The organism is Marinobacter sp. C1S70 (assembly GCF_000475355.1).
GTDB classification, from domain to species: Bacteria; Pseudomonadota; Gammaproteobacteria; order Pseudomonadales; family Oleiphilaceae; genus Marinobacter; species Marinobacter nauticus.
Genome location: NZ_AXBW01000073.1, coordinates 320,730 through 333,275, shown reverse-complemented (window position 1 = coordinate 333,275; position 12,546 = coordinate 320,730). Strand labels below are relative to the sequence as shown.

Sequence of the window (12,546 nt, the reverse complement as noted above, 5' to 3'; positions counted from 1 at the left end):
GGCCTGAGTATGGCCTGTCGTCTGAGGCGGCTCAAGTCGTAACCGGCAGACTTTTGGTAACTTGTGTAATTATTGGTCAAATGCCGTTAATCCAGTTCCGTACCCAGGGCAGGGCCTCGGCCTCCGGCTCCAGAGTTTCCAGCGCATCAATCCGCAGAGTGTCACCGACCTTGCGGGCGCCGGTTTCATAAAGCGCCTCTTCCATCAGATCTCCGGCACCGCAAAAGGTATCGCCGTAGGAGCTGTCGCCCAGCACGATCACGCCAAAGGGGCGGCCGGGTTGTTGGGGAAGTTGTTCGCGCAAATCCAGATAAAACGGTAACAGGTTGGCAGGGACTTCTCCCTGGCCGGTGGTGGAGGTGCATACCAGCAAGGCATCGTGGTTGTCGCTGATATCGGCCAGAGTTGGATTCTCCAGAACCGTGACGGTATGCCCTTCGGGTTCCAGTTCCTGCTTGATACGGCGCGCTGTCAGCAGGGCGCCCCCGTAAACGCTGCCGGTTAGAATGCGGATTGCTGCCATGACCACTGCCTGTGTTGGTGGGGTGGGAATATTCGGGAGCAGATAGTAATGGCGTGGCGGGTTCGGCTCAAGCCGGCGTCTGAGGGCTGGACCCGGTGTCCTGGCTCCTTACCCGGGGTGAAATTCGATTCCGACCGCTCTCCTTGGCGTTGTAGAGCTGCACATCTGCTTGCTTGAGTAATTCGTTGATCGATCCGGATTTGGAAATCGAGCATACCCCGGCACTGATGGTGACCGGCAGGGTCTGTTCCCGGTGGTGAAAACGGGTGGCCGCCACTTCGGCGCGCAGGCGCTCAGCCAGTGTGAGGGCCTGCAGCAAGGTGGTGTCGGGCAGTAGCAGCAGAAACTCTTCGCCGCCCCAGCGGGCAGCCACATCCGACTGGCGGACCATTTGCCGGACCAGATCGGCGAACTGGCGCAAGACCTCGTCGCCGGCATCATGGCCGAAATCATCGTTAATGCGTTTGAACAGATCCAGATCGATCAGCACAACGGAAAAATGGTGGCCGGAGCGCTCGAACCGCGAGAATTCGGTGTTCAGACGGCCCTGCATGTCCCGCCGGTTGGCCAGCCCGGTCAGTTCGTCGGTGCGGGCAGCGTGTTCGTGGGCCTGGGCCAGTGCCACCAGTTTGTTGCGGGCCCGTAAACGTCCGGCTTCCAGCACGAAACAGAAGATTGACTCAAAGGTAAGCGTGGCGAAGAAACGGATCTTGAAGTCGGTACTGTATTCGGCACTGACGCCGGGCATATCGGGAAACTGAAAAACCAGAACGGCAAGCAGGTAGCAGAACAGCAGGATGGCGGTGCCACCCTTGAGGCTGGTCAGGTAGAACAGCAACGGTGGGAACACATAGAACCAGAGTGGGCCCGTGTTGCCCTCGCCGCCGGAGGCAATCAGGTAGGTAAACAGCAGGCCGACAATGACCAGCAGTCCCCTTTTCTGTACCGTTCGATCCCGGCGCCAGGCGTACCAGCCTATATTGGCGACAATTGGAACAACAAATGCCCAGAGCACCCATGCGTGCATATAATGCTCGGCATACCACGCCTTGGCACCGATACCGGCCAGGAACAGGACCGCCATGGCTGACAGGCCATTGAGCAGCCGGGAGATCTGCAGCTCTTCATGCTCGCTGGACTGGATTTGGCTGGTATTCGTCATTAACTGTTGTTCTTTTTGACATATTTTCCGGAATTATGCGTCAAAAACCATCTGAATTGCAGCATTAACTATCAGGATTGTGAAGGGGGCCATCAACCGGGATTTGTTTCAATTTGATGGCAAAAAATTTATAGTTTGCCCCCGGCGAATACTGCCGAAACCCCTTCTGTCCACAAGACAAGAGAATCAATTGGTATGGCCCGTTCCAGCAGCTTTCTGGATAACCTTCTCACCAGCCCCTCCACGGAACGGTACAGGGTCGGACTTAGCGTACTTTTCCTTCTTTGTGTCTGGCTTGTGGTTGGCTCCTTCAGCCAGGGCCTGCCTAACGCCATGTTATTGATGGCCGCCGCCGTTATCGGGGGCTATATGGCGATCAATATCGGGGCCAACGATGTGGCCAACAATGTCGGCCCGGCGGTGGGCTCCGGCGCCTTGTCGCTGGGGGCTGCCGTTCTTCTTGCTGCGGTATTCGAGGCGGCCGGCGCGTTGATCGCCGGTGGCGATGTCGTGTCGACCATCAAGGGTGGAATAATTGATCCGACTAGCCTGGAAGATCCGCGCGCCTTTGTCTGGTTAATGACGGCGGCCCTGCTGGCTGGCGCCCTGTGGCTGAACCTGGCCACCTGGATGGGTGCGCCGGTTTCAACCACCCACTCAATCGTTGGCGGTGTCCTGGGGGCTGGTATTGCGGCCGGGGGCTGGGCCATTGCCGATTGGGCGGTGATGGGCAAAATTGCTGCAAGCTGGGTGATCTCGCCGGTGCTCGGCGGTGCCCTGGCGGCGTTGTTCCTGTTCGCAATCAAGAAAACCGTACTGTACCGCCAGAATCTGGTGTCTTCTGCCCGTACCTTTGTGCCCTGGCTGGTGGCGATTATGGCCTGGGCCTTTGCCACCTATCTGATGATCAAGGGCGTCAAGAAGATCGTCAAAGTGGATATGGTGGAAGCCTCGGTGATCGGCCTGATTGTGGCGGGTGTGGTGTTTTTCGTGATGCGCACCCTCGTGGGCCGCAAAGCCTCGACCATGGAAAACAGTGCGCAGGGAGTGAATGCCCTGTTCACCTGGCCGTTGATCTTCGCCGCGGCCCTGCTGAGCTTTGCCCACGGCGCCAACGACGTGGCTAACGCCATTGGCCCATTGGCGGCCATCAATGACGCCATTCAGGCCGGTGGTGGTGTGGTTACCTCAGCGAAGATCCCGCTTTGGGTGATGCTGGTAGGTGCTCTGGGGCTGGCGGTCGGGCTGATGCTGTTCGGCCCGCGCCTGATTAAAACCGTGGGTTCCGAGATTACTGAGCTTGATAAGACCCGGGCTTTCTGTATTGCACTGTCTGCGGCACTGACGGTGATTCTGGCTTCCCAGCTTGGCCTGCCGGTCAGTTCCACCCACATTGCCATTGGCGGCGTTTTCGGTGTCGGCTTCCTGCGTGAGTACCTGAAATCCAACTACGCGACCCAGTTGCACAAGATCATCGAACAGCATGACCCGACCGATCAGGAGCGCCTCAAGCCGTTCCTGGATGATTTCCGTAATGCCTCTGTGGAGGAAATGGAGAAGCTGCTGAAGCAGGCGAAGAAGAAAAAGCAGCAGGTGCCTTTGTCCAAGTCGGAGCGCAAGCGCCTGAAGAAGATTTACCGCGAGGAGATGGTCAAGCGCTCCCATCTGGTAAAGATTGCCGCGGCCTGGATCATTACCGTGCCGGCGTCAGCGATTATGGCGGCGTTCCTGTTCTTCACTCTGCGTGGCCTGATGGTCTGACCGTTGTGCGGGGCTGGTGATGGCCCCGCGCTTTGTCCATACTATAGGTAATGCATCCGGCAGGCGTGGCCTGTCGCTATCCATATTCGGGGAGTACAACATGAGTTCATCTGTCGAGAGCCGTCAGGCGCGGATGATTGAAGAGTTGCGGGTGTTCATCAAGAAAGTGATGAGCGATCCGACGATTGCCGTGAAATCCATGGAGATTGCCCGCAAGTACAAGGGCGAGGCCAATGCCGATGAGCTGATGGCTCGTGAGATCAGTGCCAATACCACGATCCGGATTCCGGAGAGCTGGAGTGAGGCCGACAAGATGTTTCTGGAAATCCTGCACGAGGTGCTGGATGACGAAGAGGCGCTTTACTGATTCTGGCTTTGGAGTAGGTTGGGGCTCCCACAAGCCCCGCCCCGCCCCACGCCGCGGAGCTGTATTCCGGAAGCACTAGGCCTGCCTGGCCTCTTTCTGGTTCTGCTTCAAAACCGCCGCAGCCATCTGGTGCAGGATGGCCATTTCATCGGCAATCCCATCTTCCTTCGACAGTTCCCTCTGCTCCCTGAGAATATCTTCCAGAATATCCGGCGTTGTTAACGGGTTGGCCAGAACCACCCGAAACACAATGCACGGGAAGTGATAGTAACGGGCTGGCTCCAGCCGGGTTCGGGAGACGAAGGCTTTGCCGCGTTCCCGTTGGGTTTTCTGGATGAATTTGGTGATGCGGTTCAGGCAGGTATTCATCTTTTCTGCCTGCAGCTCATCGGCCATGGCCAGTGCCTGGCGTACATCTTCCGGGCAATAGCGGTAGGTCAGGATGTTCAGTTCCGGGCGGGTGACCAGTTCGAAATCCGGTTGTTCATCGATCATGTTGGCAAAGGTTTTGGCTTTGTCGATGCCCTGGTCGATGAGAATTTCGTAGCCTTCTCTGGCGAGGATTTTCAGGCCTGAGTGGATCAGCATGGCCATGCCCGGGCGGGAGCCTTCCAGGGTGGTGCTGCCGAGGTCCCGGGAACCTTTCCGGATGATGTACTGGGCGTGGTGTTCTACCGCGCTGGCCAGACTGGGATCCTTGAAGACCACCAGGCCGGCGCCCATCGGTACATACAGTTGCTTGTGGGCATCGAAGGTTACCGAGTCGGCCTTTTCGATGCCGCGCAGCAGGTGCCGGTGCGTGCGGGAGAACAGGGTTGGCCCGCCCCAGGCGGCGTCGACGTGGAAATGGGCGCCGAATTCCCGGGCGATGTCGGCCATGGCATCCAGCGGATCGACGTTGCCGGTTTCGGTGGTGCCGGCCACGCCGCAGATGGCCATGATCTTGATCTTCTGCTTCTGCAGCTCCAGGCATTTGTCGCGCAGGGCGTCGGTCTGGATGCGGTTGAATTCGTCGGTTTCCACTGGCACCAGGGCGTCCCGGCCAAGACCGAGTACGTCGGCGGCTTTGCGCAGGGAGTAGTGGCCGCGTTTGGACACGACGATGGCGGCGCCTTCATGGCCGTAGTATTTCAGGGCGCGGAACAGGCCTTCTTCGTGCAGACCGCGGAAGCTGCCTTCAGCGGGGAAGGCACGGTTACGAGCCACCCACAGGGCGGTGAGGTTGGCGACCGTCCCGCCGGAACACATGGCGCCCAGGGCGTGCCGGGGATCGTGCATCCATTTACGATAGAAAGAACCGTCTTCCTGGTACACCAGCCGGTGTATCTGGCCCAGTACCTGGCGTTCCATGGGCGTGAACGCTTTGGAGGTTTCGGTTTTCACCAGGTTCTGGTTCAGGGCGATCATGATCTTCGACAGCGGCAGCATGAAGTAGGGCAGTGCCGAGGTCATGTGGCCGATGAAGGCGGGTGACGCGGTATGAACGGAGTTGGCCACCAGTTTGTCGAGCAGGAACTGGGTCTGCTCGGAGACAAAAACAGGTTTCTCCGGGATGACGTAGTCGGAGAAGTCTTTCTCGACTTCGGACAGGTCCCGTTCGATGGCGACGATGTGCTCCTGGAGGAATCCGGCCAGGTTACGGGAGATGTCCTGGTCGATCCGGCTCAGGGTCGACTCCGGCGCTTCGGGCACCGTGAACACGCGATACATTGCCTCTAATGAGGCCTGGGCGGATTTTTTCTTTCCGGTCATAGCACCACACACATTCAGTGGTATCCGATGGGTTGGTTCCGGAAACCCGTCGGATGGAGCCGGGCGAGGCCCGGTTGCGAAAAATGTCTGCCAGCCGCCAAGCGGGGCATTGGTTCCCTGAGGCTGCGTAGTATAAGACCTGTCAGGCAATGACGCCATGCCTGGCGGGCCACTGGTCCGGGTTAGAGGATTTCCCGGTGTACATCCAGGATGGCGGCGTCGATGCGGTCCTGGATGTCTTTTTCCACCTGGTCAAGGCGCTGGGTGATCTGCTGGGCGCTGGCGCCCAGGGCGGCGATGGTCCAGGTGGCACAGTCGAGGGCTTCCTGGTCGGCGGTTTCGGCGACGGCGAGGTCGGGTTCTCTGCCCCAGATGGCCTTCATGGCGGTGAAGGCTTTGCGTTTGGCTTTCAGGTCTTCGCAGCCGTAGAGCTGGAAGTGCAGGGTGAGGACGCCTACGTGGGGGGTAATATCCTGGTGCTGTTGTGGGGTTTTGCCTTCTTTCAGCAGTTTTCTAAGGGCTTCTGACATGGTCCGATACCGCGTGTTGGTGCAGGAACCGGCGGGGGATGGCTTTCCAAAAACCGCTCCTTCGGCACATCCTTGTGGCGCTTCTGCTCCGCCATCCCTGGCTCCGCAAATTTTTGGAAAGCCATCCCCCGCCGGTTCACAAACCTCGCAAGGGGAGTCTTGTCAGTCTGCTGGCATCTTACTGGTGCGCCTAGCGGACTGAGTTTCCTCTAGCCTACTACAGGCGTCCCCCGTTTGATAATCGCCGCCGGGTTGGTGCCGGAGGGCAGGTTGCCGTAGTTCATGCCACCGCCGCTTTGCAGGCGTGAGGCGCAGAATGCGTCGGCGACGTCTTTGTCGCCAAAGCGCAGCAGCAGGGAGCCCTGCATGGCCAGGGCCATGCGATCGACCAGGTTGCGGGCCCGGTACTGGAAATCGCTGATGTCGGCGAAGTCGTGTTGCAGTTGTGCCAGGTACTGGTCGAAGCGGCGGTCGGTGCCACGGGCTTCGGCCGTTTCTTTGAAGAAGGCGTCGAGGGTTTCGGGTTCTTTCTGAAGGGCGCGCAGGGTGTCCAGGCACTGGACGTTGCCGCTGCCTTCCCAGATGGCGTTGACCGGCGATTCCCGGAACAGGCGGGGCATGATGCAGTCTTCCATCACGCCGCTGCCGCCGATGCATTCCATGGCTTCGTAGGCGTGGTTGGGGGTGCGTTTGCAGATCCAGTATTTGCCGACGGGGGTGGCCAGGCGGGCCAGCAGGCGTTCGTGTTCGTTGTTCTGGTTGTCCATGGCCCGTGCGACGCGCATGGTGTAGGCGAGGGCGGCTTCGTTTTCGATGATCAGGTCGGCCAGGACGTTCTGCATCAGCGGCTGGTCGCTGAGGGTTGCGCCGAAGGCGCTGCGGTTGTGGCAGTGGTGCGTCGCCTGTGCCACGGCCTGGCGCATGCCGGCGGCGCTGCCAATCATGCAGTCGAAGCGGGTCATGGCGACCATTTCGATGATGGTTCTGACGCCGCGGCCTTCCTCGCCCACCATCCATGCCAGCGCACCGCGGATTTCCACTTCGCTGGAGGCGTTGGCAACGTTACCCATTTTGTTCTTGAGTTGCTGTACCTGCCAGGGGTTCTTGCTGCCATCCGGGCGCCATCTGGGCATCAGGAAGCAGGACAGGCCATTGGTGGTCTGGGCCAGTACCAGGAAGGCGTCGCACATGGGGGCGGAAACGAACCATTTGTGGCCGACCAGTTCGTAGGCCTGTCCGGGACCTTCCCGTCCTGTCGGGTAGGCCACGGTGGTGTTGGCGCGCACGTCGCTGCCACCCTGTTTTTCGGTCATGGCCATGCCGATGGTGACGGAGGTTTTGTCGCCGTCTGGCACGTTGCGACTGTCGTATTCGTTGGCCAGGATTTTCGGGGCCCAGAGTTTGGCCAGGTCTGGCTGGTTCTGGATGGATGGGATGGCCGCGAAGGTCATGGTGACCGGGCAACAGTGAGCGGCTTCCACCTGGGAGTGCAGGTAATACTTGGCGGCCCGGGCCACGTGGGCGCCTTTGCCCGGGTTGGTCCAGGGGGAGCTGTGCAGGCCGTTTTCCAAGGCCACGCGCATGAGTTCATGGTAGGCCGGGTGGAAGGTGACTTCGTCTACCCGGTGGCCGTAGCGGTCGTGGGTACGAAAGCTGGGTTTGTTGGCGTTCGCCAGGTTGCCCAGCTCGATGGTGTCGGCCTTGCCGGCCCAGGCGCCGAAGCGGCTGAGGTCTTCGCTGGCGTGGCCGGCGCCTTCTCGCAATACGGCTTCCCGGAGCGCGCTGTCCTGTTCGTAGAGGTTATAGTTTTCCAGCGGTCGGGGCTGGTTGATGACCTCGTGAGTGGCTGACAGATAGTGGCTGTCGGCGTTGGACTCGGTCTTGCGCTGCGGGCTGTTCATGGTTAGCTCCTGGTGCCGGTTAACCCCCGTAGGCAGAAGCAAACGATGGTGTCGACCAGCTCATCTTCGTTGTTGTCGTGTCCCGGTGGTGTTTCTGTCTGGGTCGGTGACAGCGGCCCCACCAGGGATTCCGAGATGGCGCCAACCAGGCAGGTGCTGGTAAGGCGGGCATCCTGATCCGGTATGCAGCCTTCGGTTATGCCGCTCCGGATCGCTTGTTCAAACAGGCTGGCGTAGGCTTTGCGATACACCAGTCGCTCTTCTTCCACTTTCGGGTCTACCGGCTCGGCAATCAGTGCCCAGGCTTTCATCGGGCCTTTCAGGGCCCGGCGAGCGAACTGACGCAGAGCGTTGTCCAGGCGTTCAACCGCACTACCGCCTACCGCGAGTGCTTCGGCGACTTTGTCGACTTCACGTTGGGTGGCCAGGCGAAAGATTTCTGCAAACAGGTCCTCCCGTGACTCGAAGTGGCGGTAGATAGTGCCTGTGGCAACGCCGGCCAGCCCCGCGATGCGGGTAATGCGTGCGCTGCGGAAGCCGCCTTCGGATACGCACTCCCAGGTGCATTCAATGATCTTTTTCCGCGCTTCGGCTTTGCGCTGGCGCATTTTTTCAGTTTCGCGGTAGGCCATGCCGGCTCCTTGCAAGCATTGAATCAATATTCATTCTTTGTGTCAATTCTGTGTGCCGTTAAAGGGCTGTTATCTGATCTTTTAAAACAATGGGTTATCTCCAATTACAAAAAATTACAAAAAAGTGGTTGTCAGGAAATAGCGTCGGTCGTGAAAGCAGATTATAAAGACGCCAAGACGGGCCGTCAGATGGCCGGCAGTCGAGACGGGGTGCGTCTTCCAGAGCATCTGGCCACCCGTAAAGCTGTTTTCGTTGATGGAGATAAGCCATGAGTGAATTCGACGAAAGCAATCTGGAGCAGTCCAGCAACTGGACCAGCGACAGCGACGATAACCATTCCATTGCCGGCCGTGCCCGGGTCCGGGCCCAGTTGCAGGCAGATATTGAGGCCTTCCTGCAAGGCGGCGGAAAGATACAGGAGGTGGACACCACCTTCCGTTCTGATACCCCGCGCAAGGTGGAGATCGGGTTCAACAACCGTTCCCTCTGATGGCGTTTCCTCGCCGGGCAGCGGCTTCCGTTGCCCCGGCAACTCTGTTTTTCTGTCATCTCTTTGTCATCTGTCAACGGCACACTCGGCTCAGGCCTGCAACGGGCGGCTTCTGGGGTGTATGATGTCATCACTTTCCAAGGCCATCCATGTTCAGGAGGTTATCCGTGTCGAAGCCGCGTCTTGCGCACTCCAGTCGAGCCTATCCGTTCACCCGTTTGCGTCGCAATCGTGCCAGTGATTTTTCCCGTCGTCTGGTTCGGGAGAACCAGTTGTCACCCGATAACCTGATTTTCCCGGTGTTTGTGCTTGAAGGCGAGAATCAGCGTGAATCCGTACCCTCCATGCCGGGTGTCGAGCGCCTGAGCGTCGATCTGCTGGTGGAGCAGGCGGCGGAACTGGTAGAGCTCGGTATTCCCGCCGTGGCGCTGTTCCCGGTAGTGCCGGCGGAGAAAAAGAACCTGTCCGGCTCCGGCGCGTGGGATTCTGATGGCCTGGCCCAGAGGGCGGTTCGTGCCCTGAAAAAGGCGCATCCGGAACTGGGGGTGATTACCGATGTGGCGCTGGATCCGTTCACCACCCATGGGCAGGACGGCATTATCGACAACGATGGCTATGTGCTGAACGATGTCACGGTTGAAGCGCTGGTCAATCAGGCACTGTCCCATGCCGATGCCGGTGCCGATGTGGTGGCACCCTCTGACATGATGGATGGTCGGGTGGCGGCCATTCGTGAAGCCCTGGAGGGGGCAGGCTATGTGAACACCCGGATTCTGGCCTACTCTGCCAAGTATGCGTCCAGTTATTACGGTCCGTTCCGGGATGCGGTCGGCTCGGCTGCCAACCTCGGCAAGGGTAACAAAGCCACCTATCAGATGGACCCGGCCAACAGTGATGAGGCCATTCATGAGGTGGCCATGGATCTGGCTGAAGGCGCCGATATGGTGATGATCAAGCCGGGCATGCCTTATCTGGATATCGTGCGCCGGGTGAAAACCGAACTGCAGGTGCCAACGTTTGTGTACCAGGTCAGTGGCGAATACGCCATGCATATGGCCGCAGCTCAAAACGGCTGGCTGGATGGCGATGCGGTCATGATGGAGAGCCTGATGGCGATGCGTCGTGCCGGTGCCGATGGCATTCTGACCTATTTCGCCGTGCGCGCCGCCAGACTGATGCGGGAACGACAGCGATCATAACCGGGCAGCGGCTGGTGGCCGAAGCCCGCCTCAACGATGGATATAAAGAGCAATGACAAGCGAAACCGTGACAGAGCCAGGCAGTGAACAGAGCGTCCCGGCGCCGGTGGATCTTCCTCCCGTTGGTGAGGAAGTGAATCTGGATGCCAGCGAGAACTACTTCAACCGCGAACTGAGCCAGCTGCAGTTCAATTACCGGGTGTTGAAGCAGGCGCTGGATACCACGCATCCTCTGATCAATCGTCTGATCTTCTGCTGCATTTTCAGCAGTAACATGGATGAGTTCTTTGAAATCCGGGTGGCGGGCCTGCGCCAGCAGATGAAGTATGGCCGCGAAACGGTGGGTGTCGACGGCATGTTGCCGGAACAGGTGCTGGCGGAGATCAGCCGCGTTGCCCACGACTATATCCACGAACAGTACGATATTCTCAATAATGTCCTGATTCCGGAGCTGGAGCAGGAGAACATCCATTTTGTCCGGCGCCGCGAGTGGACACCGGCCCAGGCCGAGTGGGTGCGCAATTACTTTGACGAGGAAATTCTGCCGGTGGTCAGCCCGATCGGGCTGGACCCATCACACCCGTTCCCCCGCCTGGTGAACAAGAGCCTGAACTTCATCGTTGAGCTGGACGGCAAGGATGCCTTTGGTCGTGAGACCGGGATGGCGATTGTGCCCGCGCCTCGCTCCCTGCCGCGCCTGGTGCGCTTGCCGGATGAGGTGTGCGAGGGTGGTGACAACCTGGTGTTCCTGTCGTCCATGATTCACGCCCATGCTGATGAGCTGTTCCCGGGGATGGAAGTGAAGGGCTGCTATCAGTTCCGGCTGACCCGGAACGCGGACCTTGAGCTTGAAGACGATCTGGAAGACCTGGCCTCGGCCCTGCGCGGCGAGCTGCTGAGCCGTCGGTTTGGCGATGGCGTTCGCCTTGAGGTGGCGGATAACTGCCCGGAAGAGCTGGTGCAGTTCCTGCTCCGGGAGTTCGGCCTGACCGAGCGGGATCTCTACCAGGTCCACGGCCCGGTAAACCTGACCCGCCTGATGGCGGTGGGTGGCCTGGTGGACCGCCCAGACCTGACCTATTCCAGCTTCTCGCCGTCGATTCCGCGCCAGATTCGCAGCAAGGAATCCATGTTCGATGCCATTCGCAAACGGCCCCTGCTGCTGTTACATCCCTATGAAAACTTCAGCCCGGTAGTGGACCTGCTGCGCCAGGCAGCCAAGGATCCACAGGTGCTGGCCATTCGCCAGACGCTTTATCGCACCGGTGCCGACTCGGAAATTGTCGAGGCCCTGGCCGATGCCGCGCGTCGAGGCAAGGAAGTGACGGCGGTTATCGAACTGAGAGCCCGTTTCAGCGAGGCCGAGAACCTGGAGTTGGCCAGTCGGCTGCAGGAAGCCGGCGTGATCGTGGTTTACGGTGTGGTCGGGTACAAAACCCACGCCAAGATGATCCTGATTGTCCGCCGGGAAGAAGGCCGCCTGCGGCGCTACGTGCATCTGGGCACCGGTAATTACCATGCCGGGAACGCACGCCTGTACACCGACTACAGTTTCATGACCTGTGACGAGTCCATAGGCGACGACGTCAACAAGCTGTTCCAGCAGTTGACCGGCATGGGCAAGGCGTTGAAGATCAAAAAGCTGTTTCATGCGCCGTTTACCTTACACAACCGTCTGATCAGTCTGATCGAACGAGAGGCCAGCTATGGTGAGCAGGGGCGGATTATCTTCAAGTTCAATGCCCTGACCGAGCCGCAGATGATCAAGGCCCTGTATCGGGCCTCCCAGGCCGGGGTCAAGATTGATCTGATCATCCGTGGCATCTGCTGCCTGCGTCCGGAAGTGCCGGGACTCTCGGACAATATCCGGGTGCGTTCGGTGATCGGCCGCTTCCTGGAGCACACGCGGGTGTACTATTTCGGTAATAGTGGCCGGCCGGAGGTGTATTGTTCCAGTGCTGATGGCATGGAGCGTAATCTGCTGCACCGGGTCGAAACCGCGTTCCCGGTTGAGGAGCCCGCGCTGATTGCACGCCTGCGGGAAGATCTGGATACCTATCTGGCGGACAATTGCCAGGCCTGGGTGTTGCAGCCCGATGGCAGTTACATTCAGAATCAGCCCGGGGAAGGCGAAGAGCGACTGGCATCACAGCTGGTCCTGCTGGAGCGCCTGACCGGCAAACCCAACTGAGGCCGGTGGGCCGGCACCGAAAAAAACACAGGACGGA

Annotated in this window: 12 protein-coding genes; 6 read left to right on the top strand and 6 right to left on the bottom strand. The window is 59.4% G+C overall.

What is annotated here, in order from left to right:
• Positions 1 to 76: 76 nt before the first annotated feature.
• Together Q669_RS16955 and Q669_RS16950 are read right to left on the bottom strand one after the other, a co-directional pair.
• Positions 77 to 523 carry a flavodoxin gene (locus tag Q669_RS16955; protein WP_011786997.1) on the bottom strand — a complete coding sequence of 149 codons (447 nt, stop codon included), beginning with the start codon at positions 521 to 523 and terminating at the stop codon, positions 77 to 79.
• A 67-nt stretch (positions 524 to 590) separates the two neighbouring features.
• Positions 591 to 1,685, bottom strand: coding sequence for a GGDEF domain-containing protein (locus Q669_RS16950; protein ID WP_022993194.1), 1,095 nt, complete (start codon positions 1,683 to 1,685; stop codon positions 591 to 593).
• Positions 1,686 to 1,880: 195 nt separating this feature from the next.
• Here Q669_RS16950 and Q669_RS16945 point away from each other — a divergent pair, with 195 nt between their 5' ends.
• Both Q669_RS16945 and Q669_RS16940 read left to right on the top strand, forming a co-directional pair.
• Positions 1,881 to 3,446, top strand: a complete 1,566-nt coding sequence (locus tag Q669_RS16945; protein ID WP_022993193.1) for an inorganic phosphate transporter — start codon at positions 1,881 to 1,883, stop codon at positions 3,444 to 3,446.
• Positions 3,447 to 3,546: 100 nt separating this feature from the next.
• A complete protein-coding gene (locus Q669_RS16940) occupies positions 3,547 to 3,813 on the top strand; it encodes a hypothetical protein (RefSeq protein WP_031210303.1) in 267 nt (88 codons plus the stop codon).
• A 75-nt stretch (positions 3,814 to 3,888) separates the two neighbouring features.
• Here Q669_RS16940 and panP read toward each other — a convergent pair whose 3' ends face one another.
• The 4 genes from panP to Q669_RS16920 all read right to left on the bottom strand — a co-directional run bounded on the left by panP (position 3,889) and on the right by Q669_RS16920 (position 8,628).
• On the bottom strand, positions 3,889 to 5,565 hold the full coding sequence (gene panP, locus Q669_RS16935; RefSeq protein WP_036149907.1) for a pyridoxal-dependent aspartate 1-decarboxylase PanP: 1,677 nt from the start codon (positions 5,563 to 5,565) through the stop codon (positions 3,889 to 3,891).
• 182 nt (positions 5,566 to 5,747) lie between these two features.
• Complete coding sequence (locus Q669_RS16930) at positions 5,748 to 6,095, bottom strand: DUF503 domain-containing protein (RefSeq protein ID WP_011786992.1); 348 nt, start codon at positions 6,093 to 6,095, stop codon at positions 5,748 to 5,750.
• A gap of 209 nt (positions 6,096 to 6,304) precedes the next feature.
• Positions 6,305 to 7,996: an isovaleryl-CoA dehydrogenase gene (locus tag Q669_RS16925; protein WP_011786991.1), complete on the bottom strand. Its 1,692-nt coding sequence runs from the start codon at positions 7,994 to 7,996 to the stop codon at positions 6,305 to 6,307.
• Between the two features lie 2 nt (positions 7,997 to 7,998).
• The gene (locus tag Q669_RS16920; RefSeq protein WP_022993190.1) at positions 7,999 to 8,628 is read right to left on the bottom strand and encodes a TetR/AcrR family transcriptional regulator; all 630 of its coding nucleotides are present in this window, start codon (positions 8,626 to 8,628) and stop codon (positions 7,999 to 8,001) included.
• A gap of 9 nt (positions 8,629 to 8,637) precedes the next feature.
• On the opposite strand from Q669_RS16920, the gene Q669_RS16915 reads away from it, so the two are divergent.
• From Q669_RS16915 to ppk1, 4 genes are all read left to right on the top strand, one after another.
• Positions 8,638 to 8,901, top strand: coding sequence for a hypothetical protein (locus Q669_RS16915; RefSeq protein ID WP_036149906.1), 264 nt, complete (start codon positions 8,638 to 8,640; stop codon positions 8,899 to 8,901).
• Entirely contained in the window at positions 8,898 to 9,119 is a 222-nt protein-coding gene (locus Q669_RS16910) for a hypothetical protein (RefSeq protein WP_011786988.1), read from the top strand. The genes Q669_RS16915 and Q669_RS16910 overlap by 4 nt, the downstream gene beginning before the upstream one ends.
• A gap of 149 nt (positions 9,120 to 9,268) precedes the next feature.
• Entirely contained in the window at positions 9,269 to 10,318 is a 1,050-nt protein-coding gene (hemB, locus tag Q669_RS16905) for a porphobilinogen synthase (protein ID WP_049756904.1), read from the top strand.
• A 52-nt stretch (positions 10,319 to 10,370) separates the two neighbouring features.
• On the top strand, positions 10,371 to 12,509 hold the full coding sequence (gene ppk1, locus Q669_RS16900) for a polyphosphate kinase 1 (RefSeq protein WP_011786986.1): 2,139 nt from the start codon (positions 10,371 to 10,373) through the stop codon (positions 12,507 to 12,509).
• The last annotated feature ends 37 nt before the right edge of the window (positions 12,510 to 12,546 follow it).